General features: G+C 64.8%; 25 protein-coding genes and 2 tRNA genes. 9 read left to right on the forward strand and 18 right to left on the reverse strand.

Going from position 1 to position 25691, the window contains the following annotated elements; genetic code table 11:
- Nucleotides 1-39 precede the first annotated feature (39 nt).
- Nucleotides 40-807, reverse strand: a complete 768-nt coding sequence (locus tag ALTAJ2_RS15285; protein ID WP_007110372.1) for a DUF7114 family protein — start codon at nucleotides 805-807, stop codon at nucleotides 40-42.
- A gap of 60 nt (nucleotides 808-867) precedes the next feature.
- Here ALTAJ2_RS15285 and ALTAJ2_RS15290 point away from each other — a divergent pair, with 60 nt between their 5' ends.
- Both ALTAJ2_RS15290 and ALTAJ2_RS15295 read left to right on the forward strand, forming a co-directional pair.
- The gene (locus tag ALTAJ2_RS15290) at nucleotides 868-1572 is read left to right on the forward strand and encodes an enoyl-CoA hydratase/isomerase family protein (RefSeq protein ID WP_007110371.1); all 705 of its coding nucleotides are present in this window, start codon (nucleotides 868-870) and stop codon (nucleotides 1570-1572) included.
- Between the two features lie 87 nt (nucleotides 1573-1659).
- Complete coding sequence (locus tag ALTAJ2_RS15295) at nucleotides 1660-2202, forward strand: GNAT family N-acetyltransferase (RefSeq protein ID WP_049900806.1); 543 nt, start codon at nucleotides 1660-1662, stop codon at nucleotides 2200-2202.
- On the opposite strand, the gene ALTAJ2_RS15300 is transcribed toward ALTAJ2_RS15295, so the two are convergent.
- Nucleotides 2199-2993 carry an NAD+ synthase gene (locus ALTAJ2_RS15300; RefSeq protein ID WP_007110369.1) on the reverse strand — a complete coding sequence of 265 codons (795 nt, stop codon included), beginning with the start codon at nucleotides 2991-2993 and terminating at the stop codon, nucleotides 2199-2201. The genes ALTAJ2_RS15295 and ALTAJ2_RS15300 overlap by 4 nt on opposite strands.
- A 234-nt stretch (nucleotides 2994-3227) precedes the next feature.
- Between ALTAJ2_RS15300 and ALTAJ2_RS15305 the strand changes: the two genes are divergently transcribed.
- A tRNA-Gly gene (locus ALTAJ2_RS15305) sits at nucleotides 3228-3298 on the forward strand.
- A gap of 89 nt (nucleotides 3299-3387) precedes the next feature.
- Here ALTAJ2_RS15305 and ALTAJ2_RS15310 read toward each other — a convergent pair.
- The 6 genes from ALTAJ2_RS15310 to ALTAJ2_RS15335 all read right to left on the reverse strand — a co-directional run bounded on the left by ALTAJ2_RS15310 (nucleotide 3388) and on the right by ALTAJ2_RS15335 (nucleotide 8190).
- The gene (locus ALTAJ2_RS15310; RefSeq protein ID WP_007110368.1) at nucleotides 3388-4071 is read right to left on the reverse strand and encodes a hypothetical protein; all 684 of its coding nucleotides are present in this window, start codon (nucleotides 4069-4071) and stop codon (nucleotides 3388-3390) included.
- A 313-nt stretch (nucleotides 4072-4384) separates the two neighbouring features.
- Nucleotides 4385-5350 carry a transcription initiation factor IIB gene (locus tag ALTAJ2_RS15315; RefSeq protein ID WP_006183920.1) on the reverse strand — a complete coding sequence of 322 codons (966 nt, stop codon included), beginning with the start codon at nucleotides 5348-5350 and terminating at the stop codon, nucleotides 4385-4387.
- Between the two features lie 107 nt (nucleotides 5351-5457).
- Nucleotides 5458-6963 carry a hypothetical protein gene (locus tag ALTAJ2_RS15320; protein ID WP_007110366.1) on the reverse strand — a complete coding sequence of 502 codons (1506 nt, stop codon included), beginning with the start codon at nucleotides 6961-6963 and terminating at the stop codon, nucleotides 5458-5460.
- Nucleotides 6964-7079: 116 nt separating this feature from the next.
- Complete coding sequence (locus ALTAJ2_RS15325) at nucleotides 7080-7508, reverse strand: universal stress protein (protein ID WP_007110365.1); 429 nt, start codon at nucleotides 7506-7508, stop codon at nucleotides 7080-7082.
- A 78-nt stretch (nucleotides 7509-7586) separates the two neighbouring features.
- A complete protein-coding gene (locus ALTAJ2_RS15330; protein WP_007110364.1) occupies nucleotides 7587-7949 on the reverse strand; it encodes a hypothetical protein in 363 nt (120 codons plus the stop codon).
- Between the two features lies 1 nt (nucleotide 7950).
- Nucleotides 7951-8190 (reverse strand): amphi-Trp domain-containing protein, encoded by a 240-nt coding sequence (locus ALTAJ2_RS15335; RefSeq protein WP_007110363.1) that lies wholly within the window; start codon nucleotides 8188-8190, stop codon nucleotides 7951-7953.
- 324 nt (nucleotides 8191-8514) lie between these two features.
- Here ALTAJ2_RS15335 and ALTAJ2_RS15340 point away from each other — a divergent pair, with 324 nt between their 5' ends.
- Nucleotides 8515-9351, forward strand: a complete 837-nt coding sequence (locus ALTAJ2_RS15340) for an NAD(+)/NADH kinase (protein ID WP_007110362.1) — start codon at nucleotides 8515-8517, stop codon at nucleotides 9349-9351.
- Nucleotides 9352-9362: 11 nt separating this feature from the next.
- On the opposite strand, the gene ALTAJ2_RS15345 is transcribed toward ALTAJ2_RS15340, so the two are convergent.
- The 4 genes from ALTAJ2_RS15345 to ALTAJ2_RS15360 form a co-directional block, all read right to left on the reverse strand.
- Nucleotides 9363-10031, reverse strand: coding sequence for a DsbA family oxidoreductase (locus ALTAJ2_RS15345; RefSeq protein ID WP_007110361.1), 669 nt, complete (start codon nucleotides 10029-10031; stop codon nucleotides 9363-9365).
- Nucleotides 10032-10154: 123 nt separating this feature from the next.
- The gene (locus ALTAJ2_RS15350) at nucleotides 10155-10916 is read right to left on the reverse strand and encodes a hypothetical protein (protein WP_007110360.1); all 762 of its coding nucleotides are present in this window, start codon (nucleotides 10914-10916) and stop codon (nucleotides 10155-10157) included.
- Between the two features lie 222 nt (nucleotides 10917-11138).
- Nucleotides 11139-12059, reverse strand: coding sequence for a nucleotidyltransferase domain-containing protein (locus ALTAJ2_RS15355; RefSeq protein WP_007110359.1), 921 nt, complete (start codon nucleotides 12057-12059; stop codon nucleotides 11139-11141).
- Nucleotides 12060-12219: 160 nt separating this feature from the next.
- The gene (locus ALTAJ2_RS15360) at nucleotides 12220-12633 is read right to left on the reverse strand and encodes a hypothetical protein (protein WP_007110358.1); all 414 of its coding nucleotides are present in this window, start codon (nucleotides 12631-12633) and stop codon (nucleotides 12220-12222) included.
- A gap of 417 nt (nucleotides 12634-13050) precedes the next feature.
- Between ALTAJ2_RS15360 and mptA the strand changes: the two genes are divergently transcribed.
- Complete coding sequence (gene mptA / locus ALTAJ2_RS15365; RefSeq protein WP_007110357.1) at nucleotides 13051-13977, forward strand: GTP cyclohydrolase MptA; 927 nt, start codon at nucleotides 13051-13053, stop codon at nucleotides 13975-13977.
- Here the strand turns inward: mptA and ALTAJ2_RS15370 are convergent.
- Both ALTAJ2_RS15370 and ALTAJ2_RS15375 read right to left on the reverse strand, forming a co-directional pair.
- A complete protein-coding gene (locus ALTAJ2_RS15370) occupies nucleotides 13974-14777 on the reverse strand; it encodes a TrmB family transcriptional regulator (protein ID WP_007110356.1) in 804 nt (267 codons plus the stop codon). The genes mptA and ALTAJ2_RS15370 overlap by 4 nt on opposite strands.
- Nucleotides 14778-14858: 81 nt before the next feature.
- Nucleotides 14859-16505: a DUF255 domain-containing protein gene (locus tag ALTAJ2_RS15375; protein ID WP_007110355.1), complete on the reverse strand. Its 1647-nt coding sequence runs from the start codon at nucleotides 16503-16505 to the stop codon at nucleotides 14859-14861.
- Between the two features lie 132 nt (nucleotides 16506-16637).
- Here ALTAJ2_RS15375 and ALTAJ2_RS15380 point away from each other — a divergent pair, with 132 nt between their 5' ends.
- Nucleotides 16638-17231, forward strand: coding sequence for an FxsA family protein (locus ALTAJ2_RS15380; RefSeq protein WP_007110354.1), 594 nt, complete (start codon nucleotides 16638-16640; stop codon nucleotides 17229-17231).
- Between the two features lie 79 nt (nucleotides 17232-17310).
- Nucleotides 17311-17384, forward strand: a tRNA-Ile gene (locus ALTAJ2_RS15385).
- A 1121-nt stretch (nucleotides 17385-18505) separates the two neighbouring features.
- Here ALTAJ2_RS15385 and ALTAJ2_RS15390 read toward each other — a convergent pair.
- The 4 genes from ALTAJ2_RS15390 to ALTAJ2_RS15405 form a co-directional block, all read right to left on the reverse strand.
- A complete protein-coding gene (locus ALTAJ2_RS15390) occupies nucleotides 18506-18865 on the reverse strand; it encodes a hypothetical protein (protein WP_007110353.1) in 360 nt (119 codons plus the stop codon).
- Nucleotides 18866-19109: 244 nt separating this feature from the next.
- A complete protein-coding gene (locus ALTAJ2_RS19490; RefSeq protein WP_007110352.1) occupies nucleotides 19110-19568 on the reverse strand; it encodes a hypothetical protein in 459 nt (152 codons plus the stop codon).
- Between the two features lie 482 nt (nucleotides 19569-20050).
- Nucleotides 20051-20815 carry an IclR family transcriptional regulator gene (locus ALTAJ2_RS15400; RefSeq protein WP_007110351.1) on the reverse strand — a complete coding sequence of 255 codons (765 nt, stop codon included), beginning with the start codon at nucleotides 20813-20815 and terminating at the stop codon, nucleotides 20051-20053.
- Between the two features lie 177 nt (nucleotides 20816-20992).
- Nucleotides 20993-22156, reverse strand: a complete 1164-nt coding sequence (locus ALTAJ2_RS15405; RefSeq protein WP_007110350.1) for an acyl-CoA dehydrogenase family protein — start codon at nucleotides 22154-22156, stop codon at nucleotides 20993-20995.
- A 237-nt stretch (nucleotides 22157-22393) separates the two neighbouring features.
- On the opposite strand from ALTAJ2_RS15405, the gene ALTAJ2_RS15410 reads away from it, so the two are divergent.
- Nucleotides 22394-23422, forward strand: a complete 1029-nt coding sequence (locus ALTAJ2_RS15410) for a TAXI family TRAP transporter solute-binding subunit (RefSeq protein WP_049900801.1) — start codon at nucleotides 22394-22396, stop codon at nucleotides 23420-23422.
- 8 nt (nucleotides 23423-23430) lie between these two features.
- Nucleotides 23431-25626, forward strand: a complete 2196-nt coding sequence (locus ALTAJ2_RS15415; RefSeq protein ID WP_007110348.1) for a TRAP transporter permease — start codon at nucleotides 23431-23433, stop codon at nucleotides 25624-25626.
- Nucleotides 25627-25691 lie beyond the last annotated feature (65 nt).

Raw genomic sequence — 25691 nt, forward strand, 5'->3', positions numbered from 1 at the left:
CCGGATTGTCGGGGTCCCCGCCGGTGGTCGACGCCGACATCACGGGTCCGTCGCCGACGTGGCCCGATCGGTCGCGTGGTCCTCGAGGGACTGCTCGCGGGCCGAGGGCTCGAGGTTGGCAAGCGAGTCCTCGACCGGCGGAAACGAGGTGCCGACGGCGTCGGCGAGCGAGTCGACGATGGCAAGCAGGCGCGGCGACGGCGTTTCGCCGACGGCGACGGCCCCGGTGAGGGCGGCGAGTTCGAGCACGTCCCGCTCGAGGTTGGCGTCGAGATCGGACACCGTCGGATCGAGGTCGCCGTCGGCGGTCGCGAGGTCGGTCCGCCGGGTCTGGTCGCGGCCGAACGACTGGACGGTTCGGACCGCCTTGTTGGCGGCGTCGGTACGGGCCAGCAGGTAGAACCCGCGGGCGACGAGGATGTCGGCCGCGAGGATCGCGAGATCGCCGTCGCCCGCGCTGGCGTCGGTCGCCGTCCAGGGCTCGTCGCGGGCGAGCGAGCGGGTCAGACGCAGCCCCTCGTAGATGAGCTGGACGCCGGCCGCGTGGGTGACGACGCCGTCGGGGGTGCGGTCGGCCGATCGCTCGCGTCCCCCATCGGTGGCGGAGTCGGCATCGAGGGACTGCTCGCAGTCGGGTCCGACGACGGGTCTCTCGGACCCCATCATGGCGGCGCTCTCGAGGGTGAGGGTTCCGGGCACCATCGATACGCGCTCGAGGGTGGCTTCGATGTAGTCGTGTAGCTGTGGTGGTTCGACGTCCGCGATTGCCTCGACGGCGGCACGCCGACAGCTGTCGGCATTCTCCATTAGCGGGGGGTTACGACGGGGGAGGCAAAGACCTTTGGAAACGCCCGATCGACTGCTGACATGATCGAGGTCGACGCTGACGGACCGATTCGTACCGTGACGATGAACCGCCCCGATGCGCGCAACGCACTGACGGGCGACGGGCTCGAGGCCCTCGAGACCGCGATCGGCGAGGCCGAGGAACCCATCGTTTACCTTCACGGACGCGGTCCGGCGTTCTGTGCCGGTGCCGACCTGACCGAGGTCGCGGCCCTCGAAGGGGATCGCGACCGCGCAGCCGCGTTCGCTCGTCTGGGCCAGCGCGTCGCCCGGACCATCGAGGACTCGCCGGCGATCGTCGTCGCGGGAATCGACGGTCCCGCACGCGGCGGGGGTCTCGAACTCGCGCTGGCCTGTGACGTCCGGGTCGGAACCCCGGAGTCGACCTACGGGGAACCGGGGGTCAGTTTCGGGCTGTTCGGTGCCTGGGGCGGCACCGTCCGACTGCCCCGCGTCATGGGCCAGGGGGACGCCCTCGAGTTCGCGCTGTCGGGCCGGTCGATCGACGCCGAAGCAGCGCTCCGGACGGGTCTGATCTCGCGTCTCGAGGACGATCCCCGATCGGTGGCCGAAGGGATCGCCGATAACGCAGCCGATGCGCTGGCGGCCCTGAAACGGCGACTCCGGGACGACGGCGAGCGGGCGAGTCAGGAGCGACGCGAGGCCGCGGCGTTCGCCGACCTCGTGACCGCCCACGCCGACGATATCGACGCGGTCCTCGAATAGTACGACTCCGAAGCCGATATCACCGGCGGCGCAGTATCGGGATCGGTCCGGCCAAGGTAATATATTCGCTGACACCGATAGGCGAGTATGCCCGGCCCAGTGTTTCTGGAGGGCGAGCGGATCGCACTGCGACCGATCGAGGAGGAGGACCTCGAGTTCCTGCAGACACAGATCAACGATCCGACGATCTGGCGGTCGATCGGGCGCTCCAGACCGCTCAACGGCGAGCAGGAACGCGACTTCTTCGATAACGTGGTCTGTGGCGACGACACGGTCGACCTACTGATCGGCGTCGATTCGACGCCGGTTGGGACGATCGGACTCTTCGAGTTCGACTGGGAGGCCCGGACCGCCGAGATCGGATACTGGATCGCACCCGACCACCACGACCGGGGGTACGGCACCGAGGCGACGGAGCGCGTCGTCCAGTACGCCTTCGACCAGCTCGGTCTCCACCGGATCGCCGCCCACGTCTTCGAGTTCAACGACCCGTCACAACGTCTTCTCGAGAAGGTGGGGTTCACGAAGGAGGGCGTCCATCGCGACGCCGACTTCGTCGACGGCGAGCATCGGGACGTCTACTGGTACGGGCTTCTCGAGGACGAGTGGCGAAGCGATGGTGGTGATTAGTCCAGTGGGTCCGGTGCCGGCGGGACGGTTCGCTTGTGCTCGGTGCGGTCGTACATACCGCGGACCCGTTCGACGGTCGCTTCGTCGACCTCGAGCAATCGCCCGGTTGCGGCGACCGACAGCGGCCCGTCGACGTGTGTCGCCAGGATCGAGTCGAGCGTGTCGTAGCTGATTCCGAGTTCGTCCTCGTCGGTCTGGTCGGCCCACAGTTCCGCGGTGGCGGTCTTGGCGGCGAGATCCTCGGGGACGCCGACGTGACGGGCGAGTTGGCGGACCTGCCCCTTGTAGAGATTGCCGATCGGGTGGCAGTCGACGGCCCCGTCACCGTACTTGGTGAAGTAGCCCACCGCGGCCTCGCTGCGGTTGCCCGTCCCCAGCACGAGGCGCTGCTCGTGGTTGGCGACGAGATAGTTGAACACTGCACGGACGCGGGCGCGTGCGTTGCCGACCGCTTCGTGGTCGCCTTCGGCCTCGGGATAGGCCGACAGCAACGAGTCGACGATCGGCTCGATCTCGATCACGTCGTAGGTGATTTCGAGGTCCTGCGCGACCCGTTCGGCGTCGCTCATGTTCCCCTCGCTGCTGACGGTCGCCGGCAGGACGAGGCCGTGGACGGCGTCAGCCCCGAGCGCCTCGACGGCGAGGTGCCCGACCAGCGTGCTGTCGATCCCGCCCGAGAGGCCCAAGACGACGCCGTCGACACCTGCGGCGTCGACTCGATCGCGAATGAACCGCGTGATGTGTTCGCGTCGCTGCTCGAGTTCCGCCTCCGAAAAGCGAACGTCGATCATGGACGGGACTAGGGGCGGCGTGACCTAATAGTCTCCCCTCCCCGGGAAAAACTGACCGGGCGGTCGGTTCGGACGGCCGCTGCCGGTTCGATGTGCCGAACAGTGACCGCCTCCATCGGGAACGTCGACGGCCCGGGTGCGAGAATCGAACGCCGACGGGACGGCCGACTCGAGAGCGCTACGTTCAAGTGTAACCGGCGGGTATCTTCGAGTGGCGCGACCGACCGACGTGGAGCGCTGGTGGTCTAGTGGTAGGACATGAGCTTCCCAAGCTCATAGCCCGGGTTCAATTCCCGGCCAGCGCATTCCGAGAGGCCGCCGCGGCGACTCGTTGTGGCCGTTGTTCTTCCTCGCGCGACCTGTCAGATAGTGAGCGGCTCGAGCGCGGCCAGCGTTACTGGGTGGTCGATTCGGCGTATAGCGAGAGCGTCTCGTCCAGGGACTCCGGAATCGGGTTTTCGGTAACCGTGCTCGCGCGGGTATCGACGAGCACTCCGATATTGAGACGGCCACCGGGGCGGATCGTCCGTTCGGTCTTCGCATCGACTTCGTCCTTGAGGCGGCCATCGACGAGCGTACTCCGATCGAAGCCGGTCGTGACCAGCCGCGGTCGAACCGCTGCCAACGAGTGGTCCATCTCCGACGGCAGCGGACTCGCCCACCCGACGACCACGGCGGTTTCGGCGGTATTGACCGTGTATCCCCAGCCACCTGGGGGCTCGTCGTAGTCACCGTGCTCGAACGCGTACTCGTCGTTGAACCCGACCGCGATCTCGGTCGGGCCGTTGTTCGTGATCTCGAGGAGCCGATCGACGGCCGTGACTGCGTGTTTGGAAACACCGTGTCGGCCGTCCTCCGTCGCGGTCAGATCGATCTCGATCGTGCCGTTCTCGAGGACGTACGCGTCGCCCTCAGCACCGGGTTCGATACCGAGGAACGCGTTCGCGTCCCCGGCCGTTTCGACGGCTACCGTCCGTACGGCGTCAACGGTACTGAACGCACTCGTTCCGAGAAGTGCGCCGCCGCCCGCGATCACGCCGCCGAGCCGCGTCAAGAGCGTTCGTCGGTGAGAGGACATCGATACGAACGAATTGGATGGAGGAGCCATTTCATCCTTCCGCTTGCACCGTTTAACTATCAATTTGTAATATTTATTTATAATCCGCTCTCGGCGCACCACCGACACGGGACTGATAGCGAATCGTACTCGAGATCGACAGCCACGGCGCTCATCGAGGGCGGTACTGGCAAGACAGAAATCCCGTCGAGGCGGTCAATAGAGGCGGCGTCCCCTGAGACGCTTCGTGCCACCGTGTGCGGGCAGTCGCCACCGCGGTCGGCGTCCGAGCGGCCCGAACGCCCGCGCTCCGACGCCACGAGTCCGAACCGGCCTATTCGTGAATGCCCATCGCCTCGATCTGTTCCTGATACCGGTTGCGGATGGTGACCTCGGTCACCTGCGCGACGTCGGAGACTTCGCGCTGGGTCTTCTTCTCGTTACAGAGCAGCGAGGCAGCGTAAATCGCCGCCGCGGCGTAGCCCGTCGGCGACTTGCCCGAGAGCAGCCCCTTCTCGGTCGTCGTATCGATGATCTCGTTGGCCTTGACCTGGACCTCCTCCGAGAGTTCGAGCTCCGAACAGAACCGGGGCACGTACTTTTTGGGATTGACCGGCTCCATCTCGAGGTTGAGTTCCTGGGCAACGTAGCGGTAGGTGCGGCCGATCTCCTTGCGTTCGACCCGGGAGACGGCGGCGACTTCCTCGAGCGATCGGGGGATGCCTTCCATGCGGCAGGCGGCGTAGAGCGTACTGGTCGCGACGCCCTCGATCGAGCGCCCGCGGATGAGGTCTTCGTCGAGCGCGCGCCGGTAGATGACGCAGGCGACCTCGCGGACCGAGCGGGGGATGGCGAGCGAGGAGGCCATCCGATCGGTTTCGGAGAGGGCGAACTGGAGGTTTCGTTCGCCGGCGTCTTTGGTTCGGATCCGTTCCTGCCACTTTCGCAGTCGGCGCATCTGATTGCGTTTGTCCGAGGAGATCGAGCGGCCGTAGGCGTCCTGGTTCTTCCAGTCGATGGAGGTGGTCAGCCCCTTGTCGTGCATCGTCTGGGTCGTCGGCGCACCGACGCGGGACTTGTTCTGGCGCTCGGAGTGGTTGAACGCCCGCCATTCCGGACCGTGATCGATGTTGGTACCTTCGACGATGAGCCCGCACTGATCGCAGACGAGTTCGCCCTGATCCTCGCTTTTCACCAGCGTCCCGCCGTCGCACTCGTCACACACCCGCTCACGCTCCGGTTCCTGCGTTTTTTCTGTCGTTTCAGGATCGCGTTCGCGCTGACGGGTGGGGCTTGCCATGTCGTGTTGATAACGATGTTGGAAGGACTTAAGGGCTCGGCACCGAAGGACCACGATTCGGCCGCCGATCGACTCCGGCCGGCGGAGAAACCGGGCCGCCGGCCGCCTCAGAAGTAGCCGAAGAGCGTTCCGACCAGGACGAGCAGCCACATCGCGGTGCCGACGAGCAACATGTCGTTGAACCTTGAGTTCCGAGCGGCCCGTTTGGCCGCACCGCCGGCGATCAGTCCGAGCGCGACGACGACGAGCATTCGCTGGACGACGACGTCGACGGGCAGCGAGGAGACGCCGAGCAGGCTGTAGTCGAGCCAGACCGCGACCGCGAGCGAGCCCGCGGCGACGACGGCGGCGTCGAGCCGTCGCGTGAGCCCGCGTGCGAGCAGGTAGGTCGCGACCGGGATGCCGACACCGATCACCGGATAGAGGAGCCCGGCGATCTGGTGTGGCGTGAGGAACGCGGCCCGCCGTTCGAGCGCGAGGCCGCCCATCCGGACGCCCAGATACAGCGCCAGGATGGTGAAGACGAGGAGGACGTGGCCGGCCTCGAGGCGGGCGTACGCCGCGGCGAGGCGTTTCCGGTCGACATCGGTCAGGTGGTCGTCGATCGCGCCGGGCGTCCGCTCGGCGACGCGCTCGGTCGCGGATCGATCGGTACCGCTCGAGGCGGTGCCACCGCGTCGGCCGGCGCGAACGCCGACGAGCGTCGGGACGACGAGCAGGCCGGCGAGTTCGACGAGGGACGCCCAGCCGTCGGCGTCGACGGAGTTCCTGTTGTCGAGGTAGATCCGGCTCACATCGTCCTGAACGTCGACGCGTGGGTGTTTCATGAAGTCGGTCTCGACCTTCGTCTGGGCGTCCTGGGAGCCGTGGACGCGATGCCGAAGGGTAAACCAGTCGAAGTGCTCCGAGTGTGTCTGCATGGCGACCCAGTCGTCGTCCTCGTTGGGACTCTCGTAGAGGCGGATGTGATACCGTTGCCCGAAGTAGTCGCCGTCCTCGAGCTGGCGCGTTTCGGTCGTCCAGTAGCCGCTCTCGTTCGGCCCGGGGTCGACGTAGGCGTAGCGGGTGCCGCCGTCGGCGTGCCCCCAGTTGAGGTCGGGAATGGGATCCCGTGGCTCGTCCGACGCGGCTTCCGCGGCGGTCTCGTTCTGTGGCGAGGCGTTCACCGTCGATTCGTCGGCGGTCTCGTTGGCCGGTCGGTCGCCGTCGGCGGTCGCGTTCGCCGGTTGCATTTCGTTGTCGGAGGCGTTGCCGACGGTAAGCGAGTACGTCTCCGGAAGCGCTTCCTCCTCGGATTCGTTGACTTTCGACCAGTCTCCGTCACCGCCCTCTGCGTCGGACAATACCCGTTCGACGTCGTCGACGTCACCGCGAACGACCACGTTGATCGGACTTCGTTTCTGGAACCGCTTGGTCGGACTGAGGTACTCCCAGAAGCCGCTCTCGGAGTCCTCGAACGTCACGAGTTCCGGCGTCGATTTGGGCTGAGTCGACTGAGCGGGTAGATCGGACGCCGTCTGGCTGGTCGACAGCGACAGGAACAGCGACGGCCCGCCGACCAGAAGGACGGCGAGAACGAGTAAAACGGCCGCGATCACGATCGATCGGCGCATCTCCTCGTCACTAGCGAGGGCGGACACATCAAACCCTCTGTATCACCACCGGTCCGCACGATCGAACTGGGCGGCCACCTCGAACGGGGAACGGTGGTCGCACTTCCCGGGGGCGTTCACACGTCGGGGCCGACGGTAGTGACCGGGACCGGTGCTTCGCGGACGACACGCTGGGAGACGCTGCCGACGACGTTGCGTTCGTACTCGTCGCCGCTGGTTCCCATGACGATCAGATCGACATCGGCGTCCGCGGCGTACTCGACGATACACTCGGCCGGGTTGCCGGTGTCGACGGCCGTGGTCGTCTCGATACCGTGTTCGGCGGCGCGGGTCACCGCGTCGTCGACCGCCGCGCGGGCGGTCTCCTCGAGGTCGTCGCGGACCTGCTCGATGCGATCGTCGTCGAGCACGAGGAACGCGCGGTCGTCGACGACCGAGAGGACGTGGAGGGTCGCGTCGCGGGTGGCCGCGACGTCGATGGCGTGGTCCGCGACGGTCGTCGCGTGGTCGCTGCCGTCCGTCGGAAGCAGGATCGTCTCGTACATTGCTGTCTACGTGGACCACTCGCCCGGACGGAAAAAGGGGTTTCCCTCCGTCTTCGACGGCGGGAACGAGGTGAACCGCTAGACGCCGGGAATGCCGAGCGCATCGGCCGTGACGAAGCCGACCACCGCGAGCGCATAGAGGATGCCGACCGCGACGATCCAGGCGACGAATCCGATCGCGGCTGCGGACCCCCAGCCGCCGGGATACCGCCAGTTGATGACGCCGACCCAGATGACCAACATGAGCAACACGCCGAGGATGGGGACCCAGCCGACGAAGAAGCTCGTGATCCCCCAGGCGGCCGCCCCGATGAGGGCGGTCACGGCAGCGTTCACGAAGCCCGCGTCGCGATCCAACACCAGCCGCGCGCCCGCGAGGATGCCGATCGTTCCGACCAGCAGGCTCAGGACGAAAATCAGGATGGAGTCCGCGGCAGCCATGTTAGGGTTTCCAGCTCAGTTCGATTTCGACTGTTTCGCGGTTCCCCCGGATCATCGAGGAGCGCTCGACGGTCTCGACCGAGACGTCGACGTTGTGGGGCGGGCTGAGCGATACGTTCTTGTTCCCGACCCGTATCGAGACCTCCTCGCTCTCGCTCCCGAACTCCGTCGCAAGCTCCTGGAGGTACGCGGCGAGTTCCTCTCGTGGCAGTGTTTCGTCGGCCGTCGTCCGTTGCGCCATGCGGGAACGTCGGCCTCCCGTCCGCAAAAGTATGGAGCATGAACATGTCGATAAGTGACTGTTACTGGATCGAGCCTGGCCGTAACGGGTTGTTGGGCGGACCCGAAACACTGGGCGGGCGAAATCGAATCGCCCGATGACGGAAAGAGACTCGCCTCGAGCGAGGGAGTACGGCCCGACACCGACGGCGCGGTGGTGCGACTGCGCGCGCCACTCTACGAGGGATGGTCAGCGGCGGGGACGCCCGGCGGTGTTCGGTTGCTACCCATCGACGGCGGCCGGACAAGCGTGGCTTTTTGACGACGGGGCGGGTAGCCGCCGACGATGGACGTCGCCGTGGGAATCGTCGCTCAACGTGACAACGAACGTGCACAGGCACTCGCCGCGAGCCTCGTCGACGCCCTCGAGCGCGAGGGAGCCAGCGTCGTCGTCGACGACGCGACCGGCGGAGCGGTCGGGACGAGTGCCGTCCCGGTCGCCGCGATGGCAGGTCGCGATCTCGTCGTGAGCATCGGCGGCGACGGAACGCTGCTGTTCGTCGCGCGCGAAGTCGGTTCGACGCCGATCCTGGGAATCAACCTCGGCGAAGTCGGCTTTCTCAATGCCGTCGCACCCGACGACGCGCTGGGCGTCGTCACCGAACTCGCCGCGGAACTCGACGAAACGGGGTCCGTCGAGGAGCGCGAACTCACGCGACTGCGGGCGACCGGCGTCGAAGCGGACTGGACGCTCGAGCCGGCGCTCAACGAGATCGTCGTCCACGGACCGCGCCGAGGGAGCGGCGGCGGGGCCACTGTCGGGATCGACATCGACGGCCAACGGTACGCCGAGAGTCACGCGGACGGCGTCCTCGTGGCGACGCCGACGGGCTCGACCGCGTACAATTTGAGCGAAGGCGGGCCGCTGGTCCATCCCTCTGCGGAGACGCTCGTCGTCGCGCAGATGGCCGCAACGGAGCCGATGCCGCCGCTGGTCGTCGAACCCGAGACCGAGATCACACTCACCGTCTCCGAAACCGAAACTGCCTACGCGATCAGCGACGGCCGAAACCGGCAACGTCTCGATCCCCCCGCCGAGGTGTCGGTCTCGCTCGCGAACGACGCCGTCAGGCTGGTGGGTCCGCAGGCGAACTTCTTCGACGGCCTCGACAAACTCGAGTGAGTCGACAGCGCCTATCGACGGCCGCCGGACCCGTTGCCCTCGACGAGTCGCTCTAGGTGCTCCGGCGGGACCGCGCCGCGGGCGACGTGGCCGTCCGAGAGGAAGGTCGGGACGCCGGTGACTCCTTTCTGCTGTGCTTCGGTGAACAGATCCTCGAGTTCCGCCCGGAGATCATCGTCGGCGATCGCGTCGCGGACCTCGTCGGCCGGCAGGTCGGCGTCGGCGGCGAGGTCGGCCAGCACGTCGGCGTCGCCGATGTCGCGTTCGTCCTGCCACAGCGCCGTGTAGATCGCCTCGTCAAATGCGGCCCACTGCTCGGGATGCTCCTCTTTGACGTACCACGACGCGACCTGCGCGTCGAACGAGTCCACGTCGGTCGCCATTTCGTGGGCCATCTCGACGCCGTACTCCTCTTGGAGCCGGCGGACGTTCTGTCTGGCCTGCTCGTAGTACTGTTCGTCTTTCCCGTCGTCTACCTCCTGATCGATCGACCCGTCCGGGTTCCGTTTCCCGTGTCGCAGATCGAAGGGGTGCCACTCGACGGTCAGCGGCTCGTCGCGCCCCTCGCGGTACTGCTCGAGCGAGCGCGTCCCCAAGTAGCAAAACGGGCAGACGTAGTCGGCGTAAATTTCGATGCGATCGGTCGTCTCCGTCGTCGATCCGGTGTCTGCGTCGGCCATAGCACAGTTAGGCATTCGTGGGGGAAAAGTCGCCGGTCACCGGCAGTCGACGTGAGTGGCTCGAGACGAGGGATAGACCTGGTCCGGCAGCCGAGGGGAAGACACGCCCGCGGCCGTCGCCCGTTAGCTCTCCGATCCCGTCGCCGGCGCGTCGGCGGCGTCGGTATCCGCGTCCGTCACGTCCGGCAGGTTCGGATCGCGGTAGGGGTTGCGCCCGTAGGCCGGCAGTTCGTCCTCGAGTTGGGACTTGAGCACGCGGCGCAGTCGGTTCAGACTCGTCGTGTCCAGCCCGTAGTCGGCCGCGAGCCGCTCGAAAGCCGGTTCGTCGGTGATGTCGTGTGCGCGATACCGGCCGAACAGTTCCTCCATCCGGTCGGCGGAGAGCGCTCGAGCATCGATATCGTCCAGCCCGAAGTACTGCTGGCGGTCGACGTCGACGACGTGACGGATCACCACGAGCGCGACCTTCTCGATCGCACGCTGGCTTCCGAACTCCGTGAGGTCGATCTCGTCCATGACGCCCAGCGCGAGATCCCGTTGCCACGGCGTCACGTCGAGGGCATTGCAAAGCGCCTGCGTCGTTCGGAGTCGGTCGAGTCGGTGCGCGCGCTCGCTGTAGCCCGGCGTCGCCGCGTGCTGTTCGTCGTGGAGGCGACGAACGTTCTCGGAGAGGTCCGCGTCGGCCGAGTCCGCGCGGCCGATGACCGTCGCGCTCGGCGTGACGACGCCCCACTGGCGGACCGTCGAATCGCGCTGCACGTCGGCCCGCGAGAGCGATCCGGACCCAGGCCGGGTCTCGAGGCGGCGGTCACGGGCGGGCTCCCGTTCGACGCCGTCCGCGGCTCGCTCGGCACCTGGACCAGAGTCGGTACCGTCGTCTTGCATCGTCTGTCGCTCGGAGAGGGAGCGTGAAAAAGGCTCGCTCCGTCCGATCTGCCAGGGAATCGGACAAACAGCAACTCTAACACGTCTCGGTGGGGTGGGGCCTCGAGCGGGAGCGGGCGCTCGCTGGTCGAAGAGATCGGTCCGCGAAAAGCCCTTCGTAGCTTCACCTTGTGACCAGAGACACTTAAAGAGGGGATCGGAGACGAGGTGGGTCCGTCGGCGTCACTGAACCGCGGCGAGCAGGTCGTCGATGAACTCATCCAGTCGGTCGGTCTCGGGTCCGTCCCGGGCGTGAATCGCGGGATCGATTTCCCGCGCCGGATGTGCGAACGCACGACCGACGGCGTCGCCGATCTCGCTGTCCCCGTCGCCCGCCCGTTTCCGCTCGAGCAGGTCGCGGGCGCAGTCGATCCGCTCGGCGTCGAAGACCGCGGGTGCCTGCTCGCGCAGGAACGTCTCGAACGCGAGCGCCGGCAGTTCGTGGCTCCCGCGTTCCCCCGTCTCCCGGAGGTAGCGGGCGGACATGGCGGCCCGAGCGATCATCAGGTTTCGCTTCACCGTGGGTTCGGTCCGCGTCTCGGTAAATCGATCGTCGTCGACCGGGATCGTCCGCGTTCCGGCGTCGGTTTCGACAGTGTACGCGTCGCCGTCCGACTCGAGGATCGGAACCACCGCGTCGTCGCTGCGGACCAGGTGGTGGGACACGTACTTCCGGTAGTTGCTCGTCGCGATCCCGCGCCACGTGTGATAGAGGTCGATGGGGTTGTACGTCCGCCGGATGTACGCGCGGAGGTCGGCGGGGTCGTACGCGGTCCGGTAGCGAATCGGGCTCCGAAGCAGGTCGATCGCGCTCTCGTTCGAGTCGGCCAACAGGCGCGCGAACGTCCGCACGTCCCAGCCCTGATACTCGAACGCGCCGCGGTCCTCGGCGATGCCCTCCGTGACGCCGTCAAGGTGGGCATAGCGCCGCAGGTCAGTCGGAACGTAAACGAAGCCGACATCGTAATCGCTGTCGGGACTCGCCGCACCCCAGGCGCGGCTCCCGCGGGCGACTGCCAGCGCGACCGCGACATCCGCCTCGCGTTCGATCGCAGTGAGGTGGTCGTCGACGGTCTCGTGGACGTGCTTCGGAACGGAAGACATGGCTGTGACTCGAGGTCGTGGAAACGGGATGCGAGAAGACCGGGTGACGAATGCCCTTCGTAGCTTCACCTTATGACCAGAAATACTTAAAGAACCGACGGGCCGTTCGAGGGTGTCAGGACGCGTCCGAGACACGTCACGGAGTGAGACGGGACCGTCCTCATCGAGTCTCGGTTGCCGTCCGGTTCTCAGTCGCCCACTGGCTATCCGCGTCACCCTCGCGGAGGATTTTCACTCGCGCGTCGTACGTCGCGTTCTCGAACACCGCATCGTCGTACTCGAACGGAACTGCGAGCGTTCGCTCGGCAACGTCCGCGGGAACGCCGTACTCCTGAATGAACGCGTGGTCGTAGTCGCCGTCGATCCGGAGTTCTGCACGGAGTGTCACGTGTCCGGAAACGCCGGTTCGCTTTTCGATCGTCGTCACCACCAGAACGGTGCCAGCGTCGGGTTGGTACGTCCGGACGGTCCGGATTTCGAATCCCGGGTTCGGGTCGTCCCGGAGGGACTGACACCCTGCACCCAGCACAGCAGAAAGCACACCCGCGCCGGCGAGGAGGTCGCGTCGGTTCATGTGGTCCTCGGCGTGGTGCTAGTTACACCGCTTCGAGCGGGCCATCGCAGGGAAGTCGTGTTCACCCGGGACGGTACCACGTCACGATTCGATCGAGCGAAATTCACGGCTCGCTCCAGCCATCGGTGAGTGACGGTCCAAACGGCTCCGACAGAATCGCGTAGCGGGTGTCCAGGGCGCATAGACGTTTTTAATCCAGCTTAGCGTAAATACACGCTGATCTGTCATGTGCAATAGTGACCATCGTTGTTGGATTTCTAATTAAGCGGCATCAGTTAACTACTCCAGAACGACGAGTCCCCGTCAGAGTGCTCCCCCCGTGACGAGCGACAATCGAGCAACGGACGGCTCGAGCGGACCGTGTAAGTGACACCCGGTTCCGAAAGGTTGAATCACCCGCTACCCTGAATGCGGTCAATGAGTCATCAGTTGCCGGACGTGCAGGCGACGTCGCCGGACGTGACCGTCGGCCTGAGTCAGGTCGGCGTCACCGGCGTCGACAAGCTCGTCAAGATCGCCCGCGAGGACAAGCGTCCGATCGTCCTCACCGCCGAGTTCGAGGTCTTCGTCGACCTCCCGGGTTGGCGCAAGGGCGCGGACATGAGCCGCAACATGGAGGTTATCGACGAGATTCTGGAGGACGCCACCCGCGAGGAGGCCTACGGCGTCGAGGAAGTCTGTGGCGAGGCCGCCGAGCGGTTGCTCGAGCGCCACGACTACACGTCGCGAGCGGAGGTCTCGATGGAGGCCGAGTTCATGCGGCGCGAACGGACGCCCGCGAGCGACCGCGAGACCCAACACACCGTCGACATCGTCGCGTCGGCGACGGCGACCGAGGACGGCACCCGCGAGGAGATCGGCGCGACGGTCACCGGGATGACCGTCTGCCCCTGTTCGCAGGGGATGTCGACGGCCCGCGCGAAGGACACGCTCGAGGAGTTAGGCGTCGACGAGGAAACGATCACGGAGTTCCTCGACGAGGTGCCACAGCCGGGTCACTCCCAGCGCGGACACGCGACGCTGACGATCGAAGCCGGTGGTGACCCCGCGGTCGATCTGAACGACATCATCGACATCGCTCGGGACTCGATGAGCGCCCGGATCTACAACCTCGCGAAGCGACCCGACGAGGACCACATGACCTACGCGGCCCACGCCGACGCGAAGTTCGTCGAGGACTGCGTGCGCGCGCTGGCGGAGGGCGTCGTCGACGAGTTCGACCACCTGCCCGACGACGCGGTGATCACGATGAGCCAGTCCAACGACGAGTCGATCCACCAGCACAACGCCCACGCCGAGCGTATCGTCGAGATGGGGACGCTCCGCGAGGAAATCGAGGGCTAGAACTCGAGCGGTTCCGCGTCTTCCCACCGCGGCACGAACTCCTCGTGGACGTTCGCGGCGAACTCGGGGTCCTTGAGGTCGATCATCCCGAAGGCTTCCCCCGAGGACAGCGGGTTCGGGACCTGAATGCAGACTTCGACGCCGTCGATGATATTGAACGATCCCGTGACGTCGTCGTGCGTGCGGACGTCGAAGTCATCGCGTTGCTGTAAGGTCTCGCGATAGCGCCGACCCACCGCCTCCGACATCGAGCCGACCATCTCGCGGGTCAGCAACAGATCGATCGAGACGCCGCGATCGAGCGCGTTCTCGAGTTGGGCGTTGATCTCCTCGCTGACCGCCTGCATGTCCCACTGGGGGGAGGGATGTGATGACACCATGACGATGTCGCGATCGGCGGCCGCCAGCCGCTCCAAGAGGAGGTCGATCGTCTCGTCGGGGCCGACGGCGGCGGTCCAGAACTGGTCTTCGACCGGCTCGGCCGCGTCGAGTTCGTCCGCCAGATCGTCGACGATCGACTCGTATTGATCGGCTTTCTCCTCGAGTTCCCGTTTCTTGTCCTCGAGCAGGCGGTCGAGCGCCGTCGTGGGTTCGACGGCGACGTACTTCTTCGGCCGGCTCGCGGTCTGGGTCCGGACCAGGTTGTACTGTTCGATACTGTTGAGCACGTCGTAGATCCGCCCCATCGGGACGTCACTCGCCCGTGACAACTCCTTGGCCGTCGTCGGGCCGGTGGTGAGCAGCGATCGGTAGGCTCGAGCTTCGTACTCGGAGAGCCCGAGGTCCCTGAGACTGGCCATGTCACAACGGACCGACCGAAGCGCCATAAACGCTACGATAGTTTGATACGTAGCCGTCCTCGGGCGTTTCGAGGCCGAACGTCAGTCGAGAAGGGACTGGACGCGTTCGCTCAACTCGTCCGGAGTTTCGGCAGCCGCTGACGAGCGGTCGCCCCGTTCGGCACGCGCCGTTCCGGCCGCGAGATCGGCGTCGGGGACGACGACCTTTTCGTGGTCCGCGAGTCGGAGCGCCGCACGGTGGAGATCCGCCCCGGGTGCGGCGGCGACCCTGATCACCAGCGGCCCCTCGAGCAGTCGGGACGCGGCCGTCGCGTAGCGGGCGACCTGAACGGTAAACCGATCGCTCGCCCCCGCGAACGCTTCGAGGGTCTCTCGGGCGAACTCACGGTAGCGCTCGTCCCCGGTGAGGGCGGCCAGATCGATCAGCGCGTCCGCGAACGCGACGTTCGAGTCCAACGGCCGGAGCGGCCGGTCGCACAGACCGACGCCCTCGGCGGGACCGTCGAGGAACGAGTCCTCGTCGTGGAGTCGGTCGATCGTCGCCTCCGCGACGGCCGTCGCGTCCTCGCGGACGGCAGTCTCGATGGTACTGGCGGCCGTCGTCAGCGCCGCCAGCACGCGGGCCTGATTCGCGAGGAGCGGAACCGCGTCGCCATCGGCATCGCGTTCGACCGCCTCGTCGCGTGCGTGAACGACGACGCCGTCCTCGAGCAGGTCCTCCCGAAGGGTCGCGAGCGCACGCTCTGCGTACCGGCGGGCCCGGTCGTCGTCGGTGTAGGCGTAATAGGTGAGCAGCCCTTCGATGGCCAGGGCGTTCGACCCCGCGAAGACGCCGTCGTCGACCGGCGGCTCGTCGGCGGCCGCTCGCTCGGTCGCGTCGAGGCTGTGGGCGTCGTCCTCGCCGGGGGCCTGACTGTTCGCGAAGGCGTCGGCATCGGCGTTCCACAGCGTCGTCGTGAGGAAGTCGATCGTGCGATCGGCGGGCTCGCGGTACTCGTCCTTACCGGTGTGAAGGTAGGCGTTGGCGAACGCCCGCACGAGCGCACCGTTCGAGTCTAAGAGCTTCTCGCGTTGGAGCCCGGACCAGTCGCGGTCGGTCGCGAACCGATAGAAGCCGCCGTCGTACTCGTCTAGCAGGTTCGCACCGACCGCGTCGTACGATCGCAGCGCCATCTCGCGGTCCCGTTTGAGCGCGAACTCGAGGGCGTCGGGCAGCGGGAACTTGGGGCTTTGACCCCAGCCGCCCGCGGTCTCGTCGTAGCTGTCGGAGAGTTGGCCGAGCATGGCCGACTCGATGTCGGCTGTCAACGCGCCGGCCGGCGGGTTGTCCTCGCGGAGCGGTCGGGGGATACGCGCTGCACCGTCGCCTTTCGTGTCCCACATGGTTCGGACGCTGTCGAGGACCTGTCGCATCCCGTCGGGACCGAGATAGCCCGCACCGGTCAGGACCGTGCCGTCGGGTGCGAGAAAGACCGTCGACGGAAAGCCGCCCATGTTGTACCGGTCGCGAACGCGCGGGTACCGGTCCACGTCGGCCCGTACTGGGACGAAACTGTCGTTGACGTTGGCCGCGATGCGGGGCTCGGCGTAGGTTTCCGCGTCCATCTCGTGGCAGTGATCGCACCACGTCGCGGTCAACGAGAGCAAGACGGGAACGTCAGCCGCTGCAGCCTCGTCGAAGGCGTCCCGTCCCCACTCGCGCCACTCGACGCGGGTCGTATCGTCCATACCGGACCCAGGTGAGTCCGCGGCGTAAGCCCTTCGTTCGCTCGCACCCCATCGAGCGGGCCGCGAGCGGCGGCGATTCCGTTCGTGGAACGAGAGTAAAGGATTTTCACCCTTCGGTGGCTATATCCGGGTATGCTCCGGTGGATCTTCGCGCTGTTGCTCATCCCGTTTCTCGACGCCGTCTTGCTCGCGGTGATCGTCACCCAGTTCGGATTCATCAGCTGGGTCGGGATGGTGCTGCTCGTCGTGCTGACGGGACTCGTCGGGATGCTCCTCGTTCGTGCGGAAGGGCGGCGAACGATCCGGAAGATGCAACGGACGATGGCCGCGGGCCAGCCGCCGACCAACGAACTGCTCGACGGGGGCCTGCTGATCGCCGCCGGAGCGTTCCTGTTGACTCCCGGGCTGGTGACCGACGTCATCGGCTTCCTACTCGCCGTTCCGCTGACACGGATTCCGATCCGGGCCGCCCTCAAGCGCTTCGTGATCGTTCCCTACGCGGACAAGAAGACCGGCGGGTTCGCCAGCGGCACCGTCTGGACGTTCGGCTTCCCGGACGACGAGACGGCGGGCAACGCCACCGAATCGACCAACAGCGGGACGTACGACCTCGGCGACGACGCCTACACCGTCGACGAAAACGACGACTCGTATACGATCGACTTCGGCGACGAGCACGCCGACGACGCGGACGACGACCGGGACGACGATCCCCTCGCTCGGTAGCGATTCCCACGGGTCCCGGAGAAAGAAACGCTTAAACGTCCCACCGGGCAACTACTGAGTGCGAAGAAGGCGGCGACGCGGGCCAATAGCTCAATTAGGTTGAGCGCCACTCTGATAAGGTGGAGGCTCTCGGTTCAAATCCGAGTTGGCCCATACTTTTGCGGCGAACAACTTCTCGAGCCGCAGATGTGCAAATGTAGATCTCTACTCGGATCTGAATGACGGAAGCCACAGCCCAGGAGCGAACGAAGCGAGCGACCCGGCACGTCTTCCGGTGGTCCGAATCCGGGTTGACCTCCTTCTCGTCACGAACGAATTCGTGAATGGCACCCCCGTGTGACTGCGGACACTGTCGTCTCGATCGAACCGAAACCCGACTCCTAGCGGTTGCGACTGACGAAAATCGGAGGGCTCGAAAGCAGCGAGGCGCTCGACGGCCTCGCAGTCCGCGGGAGAGACACGGACTCGAGCGCCGGAACAGCCATCACTCGCGTGGGAAGTCCCCACCGGTTACCGTTCGAAGGCTGCGATAACCGGACGGACTGATAGCGGACCGCAGATGCATCCATCGGAGACTAACCGCAGTCGCTGACGGAACGATTCATTATTCCACAGAACGACAGAGTACTATAGGAAAAGACATGTATGGAGGGTTATATCGGGACGATCAGTTGCTGACTGCCAACGGTGGGCGAGCCGTGGAAATCAATCCCTACGGCGTTAGCGGTCGCTTCGTCGCTCGACTCGTCCAATCACCTGGTGGGGAAAGAGGTCGGTCCGGTTTCAGCGCTCCGACTCAGATGGATCTGACGAGTAGTCACTCACGGGAACCTGCACCGACCGGTTCGAAACAATGATGGGACAGGACAGTTGGCATAGCGTATTCGGTCCGTATACGTACGTATTCAAATAAGTATAATTAATACCCCAGTATTCTACTATATAAATGTCAGACCAAATATCTAACTGAACGAGAGTCAGATGGCGGCACACAGCGGAGCGAGATTCGGCGGCGTCTGATAACCCGACTGCCTCTCGCGACCGATCGGAGACGTATCGACTGGGTCGGACGACCTCGATTACAAATATATGATTGTAAAGCATAGGCATCGGTTCGCGGCGACGGTCGCAGTCGATACCGCGTCGGTCCCGCGGGCCGTCGCCGTCGACGACCGGCGACGAGTACCACCGACGCGGTCGTGGCTGTCCGCTCGCGGACCGTTCGCTTCGGGTTGCGTCGCGACCGAACGGGCCAGCCGCGAACACCGTTTCGATCACGGCACGATCGGTGCGAGCAACGGCTCGCGGGAGATCAGGAGAACGACGTTGTTGCTCGCAAAGAGGGTGTACAGGACCACGACGGTCAGGACGAAACCGACATCGAACGGCCTCGAGAGGACGTGACCGATCCCGATCACGAATCCGGCGTAGACGAGAGCGGCGAAAACGACGCCGACGATCCCGAGGAGATCGTACAAGAACACCGTCATAGGATTCAGTTCGTACGCGTACGGGACGGTAAAGAACAGGATCGTCGCGACGAGATCGACGAACCAGACGGTGAAAAACGCGGCGCGGAGGCTGGCGGGACCCGGCCGATCGAACCCGATCTCGAGCGGGGACGGTTCCGTCATCGTAATTCGACCCAGGCGACTCCGAGCATTACGCGTTGTACTTGCTGGTTCCGGCCGATGGGTCTCGTTCACAACCATCGATAGCGGCGAGACACGACCGGCGATGAGCGGGCTCGAGAGGGACGGACCGCACCGCGGTGGCCGGCTATAGTAGCCACTGCATCACTGCACCCTGATCGTGCGACAGCTGTGCGATGGGTGTGTGAATCGTGTCAGTGGGGACGATACTCGAGTGGCAGTCGTCTCACCCGTCGGACGGGAGCCGTGGGAAGTCGGGATCGGGACACCCGTTCGGTTTCGAGGGAACGCGTCGGTACGCATGTAACTCGCCGTCCGTAGCGGCGGTCAGCAGGATGTCGTCCGGCGCGATAGTAGCGAAGCGATCGACCGGTAACACGAGTTGATCGACGACCGATTCGCCGTCCTCCAACAGGAGGACGACGTGCTCCCCATCAACGATGCGGTCGACGACGCCGATGTACAGATCAGTGCCGTCGAGGAGATCGCCGATCTCGCCATCGGCCGACGACGCCGGACCTCGAGAGCCTGGTCGCCCACGTCTCGGGGTCGACGCGTGCTCGGGTCGGTCGGCGGACGTTCCGGTCGTCGCACCGGCAGTCGTCACTGCGGTGACCGCTCCCGTACTCAGGGCACCGATTGTTCGGAGAACTGTCCGTCGCGATCGTCGGGAGTGATCCGACATACCACCGTTGGCCGCGGATTGACTGATAAACCCTCGGTCGGGTCCGATCGAGGGACGGGTCCGGACGGCCGAGTCAGTCGTTCGCCGAGATGTGCCCGAGCCAATACATCGATTCGCTATTTTTTGTGGTGATTGGCTGTTCTGCTGTGGGAGCGGAACACTGTTCGGGGAACAACGCCTGGTTTTCGAGGGAGGTCCCGGATACACACTGCAGACGGGCAGTTGCGTACGGATATCGACGGTCGGACAGGCCGGCGGTTCGTACCCGACTGCGCCGTTCGCGCGTGAGTTTATTTTGAGGGAGCGCTATCCCAGTATACGGAACGACTCGTTCGTTCTCTGGGCAGTTAGTTCCGGACAGCAAAATAAACGCCGTGTAACGAGCGTCCATCGACCCGGACGATCGATCTTCGCCGTCCGCGTTTCGGTCGGTGAAACGCTCGGCGGGACGGGAATGACCGCGACCGATACTCGCGGGCTGGTTAGCCGTAGGCGAGCGTTACTTTGATCTCGCCGGCTTTGTTCCGAAGTCGCGTCGGAAGTTCGTCGTGAACGTAGTCGTCGGTGAACCGACTGGTCGGTCCGAAGACGGCCAGCGACCCGAGGAACTCATCGTCGGGCGTATAGACCGGGACGGCGACCCCGCGAAGGCCTTCCATGTGTTCCTGATTGTTCACCCCGTATCCCCGATCACGGATTCGCTCGAGTTCGTCGAACAGCGCCTCGGGATCGGTGATCGTGTTCCTCGTGATCGTCTCGAGACCGATGTCGTCGATGTAGTCGGCGACCGCGGCATCGTCCCACTCCGCGAGAATGACTTTGCCCGACGCCATCGAGTGCAGCGGCCGCCGGTGGCCGATCATCGTGTTCGAGAGGCTCCCGTAGCGATGGACGTAGACGGCCTCGCTGGCCTCTTCGACGATGAACACCGCGCGTTCGTCCGTCTCCTGACCGAGTTCGAAGACGGCTCGCTTGGCCGCCGTGTATCCCACCTTCCGGGAGCGGGCTTGCTCGCCGAGTTCGACGAAGCGGAAACCGACGTAGTACGCGCCGTCGCGCTCGATCACGTAGCCCAGATCGATCAGCGTCTGGAGGTGACGGTAGACGGTGCTCTTAGGCAGGTCCGTCCGCTCGGTGAGAGTCGCGATCGTGACGCCTTCCTCGTCTTTGAGCGCCTCGAGGAGTGCAAACGTTTTCCGCGTCGTCGAGACGCCCGCTCCGCCGGTCTCGTCCCCGTCCGTTCCCATACGCGATACTATTCGCACGTCGCAATCAATGTTCCGGAGACTGGGATCCGAATGTCGCCGAACGGAACGGACGTTCCGGATCCGACTCAACCGGGTGGGGCGAGCGGACGTGCTGGACGCTGAGTGCGAAAGCCGAACGCGATCGAGAAGCGGAAAACGGGTTCGAACGGTCGGCGATTACTGGTAGGCGGGGATACCGGTGAACTCCTCGCCGAGAACGAGCGTGTGGATGTCGTGGGTTCCCTCGTAGGTGTAGACCGTCTCCATATTGGACATGTGACGCATCGGCGAGTAGTCCGTCGTAATGCCGTTACCGCCGAGCATTTCCCGGGCGATCCGGGCCTGATCCCGGGCCATCCGCACGTTGTTTCGCTTCGACATCGAGACGTGCTGTGGGCGCATCTCACCGCGCTCTTTGAGTTCGGCGAGCCGGTGGGCCAGCAGTTGCGCCAGCGTGATCTGGGTTCCCATCTCCGCGAGCTTGCGCTGTTGGAGCTGGAATCGACCGATCGGGCCGCCGAACTGGTCGCGGTCCGTCGCGTACTGGCGGGCCTCCTCGAAGCAGTCCCGCGCCGCGCCGACCGCGCCCCAGGCAATGCCGTAACGGGCCTGCGTGAGACAGGACAGCGGCCCCTTCATGCCCTCGATGCCCGGGAGGACGTTCTCCTCGGGCACGTGGACATCGTTCAGGCCGATCTCGCCCGTGATCGAGGCCCGCAGCGAGAGTTTGTCGTCGATCTTGTTGGTCGTGACGCCGTCGCGGTCGGTCTCGACGAGGAACCCGCGAACGGGGTCGTCCGCGGCCGACTTGTCACGCGCCCAGACGATAGCAACGTCAGCGATCGGCGAGTTCGTGATCCACGTCTTGGAGCCGTTCAGCACGTAGCCGTCGCCGTCGCGCTCGGCGCGGGTCTCCATCGCCGACGGGTTCGAGCCGTGTTCGGGTTCGGTCAGGCCGAAGCAACCGATCGCCTCGCCCCGTCCCATGTCCGGGAGCCACTCCTCTTTCTGCTCCTCGCTCCCGTAGGCGTGGATCGGGTACATGACCAGCGCGCCCTGGACCGACGCCATCGAGCGCAGCCCCGAGTCCCCCGCCTCGAGTTCCTGCATCAGGAGTCCGTAGGCCGTCTCCGAAACGTTCGGCGAGCCGTAGCCCTCGAGATTGGGCGCGTAAAAGCCGAGTTCGCCCATCTTCGGGATGAGGTCCTTGGGAAACGTCCCTTGTTCGAAATGCTCGCCGATGTCGGGCTTGACGTGTTCGTCGACGAATTCGCGGGCCGTGTCCCGGATCATCCGCTCTTCTTGGCCGAGGTCTTCCTCGAGCTGAACGAAATCCAGCATACCTAGACGTATGCAAATGGCACAATAGGTATTGCGATACTAGTTGTCACATGTGCCGTCGTCCTGAGGGGAGGAGGCGAGCGATCGGACCGGGACGGTCAGCGGCCGTTCCTCGTCAGCGTCGGAACGGTCGCGCGTGCTCGAATCGCATATATGACGGTCATATTAGTATTCTATCACGTATATTTTCGACAGATAACGGAAGTATTATTACAGGTAGGTATGTATGGCATTGTCATGGCGCACGAACGGAAATGCAGCGACAGCAGTACGACTCGGCGAGCACTCTTGGCAGCGACTGGCGTCGGAGCGGCGACGGCGCTGGCCGGCTGTTCGGGAGGCAACAGCAGTCAGACGACCGTCCGAATGCGGACATCGACCTCGGGCACGACGGCCTACGGTGCGAACCAGGGGCTCGCAGGCGCGATTAACGACCAGACGGACGACCTCTTCGTCGAAGCCAAGACGAGCCAGGGGACGGAAGCGAACATCGGCGCGCTCCAGAGCGAAGACGCCGAAATGGTGTACATCCAGAACTGGTCGGCCTACGATGTCCAACAGGGCAACGATCCTTTCGGTGAACTCGACTTCGAGATGACACAGGTGTTCCACTACTACGACCTGCCGTGGTTCTTCATCACCGACAATACGGACCTCGAGACGCTGTCGGACATCGGCCCCAGCACGGCGGTGTCGCCGACGCCGAGCGGCTCCGGGACTGCACCCGCTCTCGAGAAGGCGCTCGGATACGCGACCGACGACTACGAGCGCGTCAGCGTCGGCTACAGTGGCCAGGGCAATGCGATGAACGAGAACCAACTCGACGTCGGCGTCGGGACGCTGATGAACTTCGTGTCGAACCCGTCCTGGCTCCAAGAAATCGCCAGCACGGTCGATTTGAAGGTTCTCGATGTCGAGGACTCGACCGCCCAAGCGTGGACGGACGACGAGCGGCTTCTCACTCAGTCCGTCGAGACCGACCAGATCGACGGTGCGGACACGCCGGGCGAGATTCCAGCCCCGACGTTCGCCTACAACTTTGTTTCGCGCGGTGACCTCGACTACGATACCGTCTACGCCTTCCTCGAGGCAATGCACGAACAGAAGGACGAACTTGCAGACTTCCACGCTCTGCTAGAAACCTTCGCGGAGGATTCGTTCTGGGTCAAGAACATGTACGACGGGGTCCCGTTCCATCCGGCCGCAGCCGACTTCTACGAGGAACTGGGTGTCTGGAGCGAGGACTTCGAGCGCGCCGACGAATAGTACGACCGATGTCTGCAATCAAACAACGTTCCGAACGAGGCCTCCCGATACGGGCCCTCGATGCCGTTGTCTACGTGTTCGGCCTCGCGTTGACCCTCTTTACCATCGTGTACGCCGCGACCCTCGTGTTCGGCTGGCCGTCGGTCCTCGAGGGACTTATCGGACAACCCGGCTGGGTGACTCGAGTCGAACAGTACATGATCGTCTTCTTCGGGCTCGGTGTGGCGCTGTACTACCTCGATTACGTCACAAGCCAGTTCGACGGCACGGCCGGCTACGACGGAACGATCGACGATGTAGGAACTGAGCCGTCGTCACCGAACGCAAAGTCGGCCGGCGGACTCGAACGGCTCCACCGCGCATACGAGAAAATCGACCCGTTCATCGCCGTCGCGTTAGCCGTGACGGCGATCGCGGCGTCGGCCTACGTCTATCTCAATTTCACCCGGCTACAGGGCGACGCGTACGTCCTCGGCTACACCACTACCGATCACGTCGTCGGCGGAATCCTGATCGCGCTCGCGATCGACGTGACCCGCAGGGCGTTCGGGACGGTCATCGCGGCCGTCGCCGTCCTATCAATACTGTACGCCCACTCGCTGGTCGGCAGCCAGTTGTTCGGGGTGTTCCGTCACTCGGGAATGAGTTGGGCGCAGATCGCCGAAAACGGTGCAATCGGTATCAGCGGCGTCTACGACGATACCCTCATGCGGATCGGTTCGACGTGGGTCGCGATCTTCATCATGTTTGCCGGGATCGCGAAGGCCTACGGCCTGATGGATTTCGTCCGGGAGATCGGACAGGAACTCGGAACGAGTCTCCGGACCGGCGTCGTCCAGATTGCCGTCATCTCGAGTATGATCATGGGGTCGATCACCGGGAGTGCGGCGGCAAACACCGCGACGACCGGGAGCTTCACGATCCCGATGATTAAAGACCAAGGCGTCAGCGACGAAATCGCCGCATCGATCGAGGCGGTCGCCTCCGCTGGCGGTCAGATGCTGCCACCGGTCATGGGCGTCGCGGCGTTCCTGATGGCGGATATCATCGGCGTTCCGTATCTGGATATCGTCAAGGCCGGGATAATTCCGGCGGCGCTGTTCTACTTCAGCGTCTGTCTCGCGGTTCATTTCACGATCCTCAAGTTCGGCTGGATCTCGAGCGATCTGTCTTCGTTCGACTGGCGACTCCTCTTGGGCGGCGTCCACTTCGCGGTCCCGATGACCGTACTCCTGACGACGCTCGTCTACCTGCAGTTCACGCCGTTTGCATCCGGGATGTACACTATTTTCTCGATCGTCCTCGTGATGTACGTCCGTAATTTCCTCGTCGACGTATTGCACGTGGGCACCGACACGCAATCGACTGCCGACGGCGAGGGGGTCTCGGGTGACACCATCGTCAAGAACCTACTTGGGACGACCAAACAAACGCTGGATGGCCTCAAGCAAGGCGGCGTCGAGATGGCACCGCTCGTCGGCGTGCTCGCAGCAATGGGTGTAATTGTCAAGCTTCTTGATGGGTCCGGACTGACCGCACGGGTCGCGACAAGCATCATTGGGATGAGCGATGTGAGTCTCCTCGGCTTCGGCGGGGGGCTGTTCGTCGTGTTGTTCCTCGCGATGATCGCCAGTATCCTGTTCGGGCTAGGAATGCCGACACCTGCAGCGTACATTCTGGTGGCGATCCTGGTCGCCAAACCGGTGACCGAACTCGGAACGCCGGACATCACGACGCACATGTTCGTGTTCTACTTCGCGATGCTGTCGGCAATCACGCCGCCGGTCGCGATTTCGGTCGCAATCGGGTCGCGAATCGCAAACGCGAGCTTCATGCGCTCGTGCGTACAGTCGCTCCGGCTCGGTGCGCCCGGGTTCGTCATCCCGTACGCCTTCGTCGCGAACAACAGCCTCATTGAGTGGTCAGGGGAGACGGTCATCGCGTTCCCCGTCGTCCTGGCGGGAACCATCGGACTGATCGTCGCGACGGTCGGCTTCGACGGTGCACGGGACCTCTCGTCACCGGCCCGGGCACTCTACGTCGTCGCCGCACTCTGTGCCATGTTCGGTTCGATTGTCCACGTTGCAGTGCAACTCGTCGCCGCGGCGAGCATCATCGGCGTGTTGCTCCACGCTCGGTTCGTCGTGGGCTATGAAATATCGGCCGAGACGGACGCCGGGGTCGAGACATCGACCCTCGACTGACCGCGGTCTCGGTCCCGGCCACACGGCTGTTCGATCCCGATTTCGGGAACAACCGAAGTAAATGT

It is taken from the genome of Natrinema altunense, assembly GCF_000731985.1.
GTDB classification, from domain to species: domain Archaea; phylum Halobacteriota; class Halobacteria; order Halobacteriales; family Natrialbaceae; genus Natrinema; species Natrinema altunense.

Coding starts and splice junctions, on each gene's coding strand:
- ALTAJ2_RS15285 (WP_007110372.1), bottom strand. CDS start 807: ATGGAGAATGCCGACAGCTGTCGGCGTGCCGCCGTCGAGGCAATCGCG.
- ALTAJ2_RS15290 (WP_007110371.1), top strand. CDS start 868: ATGATCGAGGTCGACGCTGACGGACCGATTCGTACCGTGACGATGAAC.
- ALTAJ2_RS15295 (WP_049900806.1), top strand. CDS start 1,660: ATGCCCGGCCCAGTGTTTCTGGAGGGCGAGCGGATCGCACTGCGACCG.
- ALTAJ2_RS15300 (WP_007110369.1), bottom strand. CDS start 2,993: ATGATCGACGTTCGCTTTTCGGAGGCGGAACTCGAGCAGCGACGCGAA.
- ALTAJ2_RS15310 (WP_007110368.1), bottom strand. CDS start 4,071: ATGTCCTCTCACCGACGAACGCTCTTGACGCGGCTCGGCGGCGTGATC.
- ALTAJ2_RS15315 (WP_006183920.1), bottom strand. CDS start 5,350: ATGGCAAGCCCCACCCGTCAGCGCGAACGCGATCCTGAAACGACAGAA.
- ALTAJ2_RS15320 (WP_007110366.1), bottom strand. CDS start 6,963: ATGCGCCGATCGATCGTGATCGCGGCCGTTTTACTCGTTCTCGCCGTC.
- ALTAJ2_RS15325 (WP_007110365.1), bottom strand. CDS start 7,508: ATGTACGAGACGATCCTGCTTCCGACGGACGGCAGCGACCACGCGACG.
- ALTAJ2_RS15330 (WP_007110364.1), bottom strand. CDS start 7,949: ATGGCTGCCGCGGACTCCATCCTGATTTTCGTCCTGAGCCTGCTGGTC.
- ALTAJ2_RS15335 (WP_007110363.1), bottom strand. CDS start 8,190: ATGGCGCAACGGACGACGGCCGACGAAACACTGCCACGAGAGGAACTC.
- ALTAJ2_RS15340 (WP_007110362.1), top strand. CDS start 8,515: ATGGACGTCGCCGTGGGAATCGTCGCTCAACGTGACAACGAACGTGCA.
- ALTAJ2_RS15345 (WP_007110361.1), bottom strand. CDS start 10,031: ATGGCCGACGCAGACACCGGATCGACGACGGAGACGACCGATCGCATC.
- ALTAJ2_RS15350 (WP_007110360.1), bottom strand. CDS start 10,916: ATGCAAGACGACGGTACCGACTCTGGTCCAGGTGCCGAGCGAGCCGCG.
- ALTAJ2_RS15355 (WP_007110359.1), bottom strand. CDS start 12,059: ATGTCTTCCGTTCCGAAGCACGTCCACGAGACCGTCGACGACCACCTC.
- ALTAJ2_RS15360 (WP_007110358.1), bottom strand. CDS start 12,633: ATGAACCGACGCGACCTCCTCGCCGGCGCGGGTGTGCTTTCTGCTGTG.
- mptA (WP_007110357.1), top strand. CDS start 13,051: ATGAGTCATCAGTTGCCGGACGTGCAGGCGACGTCGCCGGACGTGACC.
- ALTAJ2_RS15370 (WP_007110356.1), bottom strand. CDS start 14,777: ATGGCCAGTCTCAGGGACCTCGGGCTCTCCGAGTACGAAGCTCGAGCC.
- ALTAJ2_RS15375 (WP_007110355.1), bottom strand. CDS start 16,505: ATGGACGATACGACCCGCGTCGAGTGGCGCGAGTGGGGACGGGACGCC.
- ALTAJ2_RS15380 (WP_007110354.1), top strand. CDS start 16,638: ATGCTCCGGTGGATCTTCGCGCTGTTGCTCATCCCGTTTCTCGACGCC.
- ALTAJ2_RS15390 (WP_007110353.1), bottom strand. CDS start 18,865: ATGACGGAACCGTCCCCGCTCGAGATCGGGTTCGATCGGCCGGGTCCC.
- ALTAJ2_RS19490 (WP_007110352.1), bottom strand. CDS start 19,568: ATGTCGGATCACTCCCGACGATCGCGACGGACAGTTCTCCGAACAATC.
- ALTAJ2_RS15400 (WP_007110351.1), bottom strand. CDS start 20,815: ATGGGAACGGACGGGGACGAGACCGGCGGAGCGGGCGTCTCGACGACG.
- ALTAJ2_RS15405 (WP_007110350.1), bottom strand. CDS start 22,156: ATGCTGGATTTCGTTCAGCTCGAGGAAGACCTCGGCCAAGAAGAGCGG.
- ALTAJ2_RS15410 (WP_049900801.1), top strand. CDS start 22,394: ATGGCGCACGAACGGAAATGCAGCGACAGCAGTACGACTCGGCGAGCA.
- ALTAJ2_RS15415 (WP_007110348.1), top strand. CDS start 23,431: ATGTCTGCAATCAAACAACGTTCCGAACGAGGCCTCCCGATACGGGCC.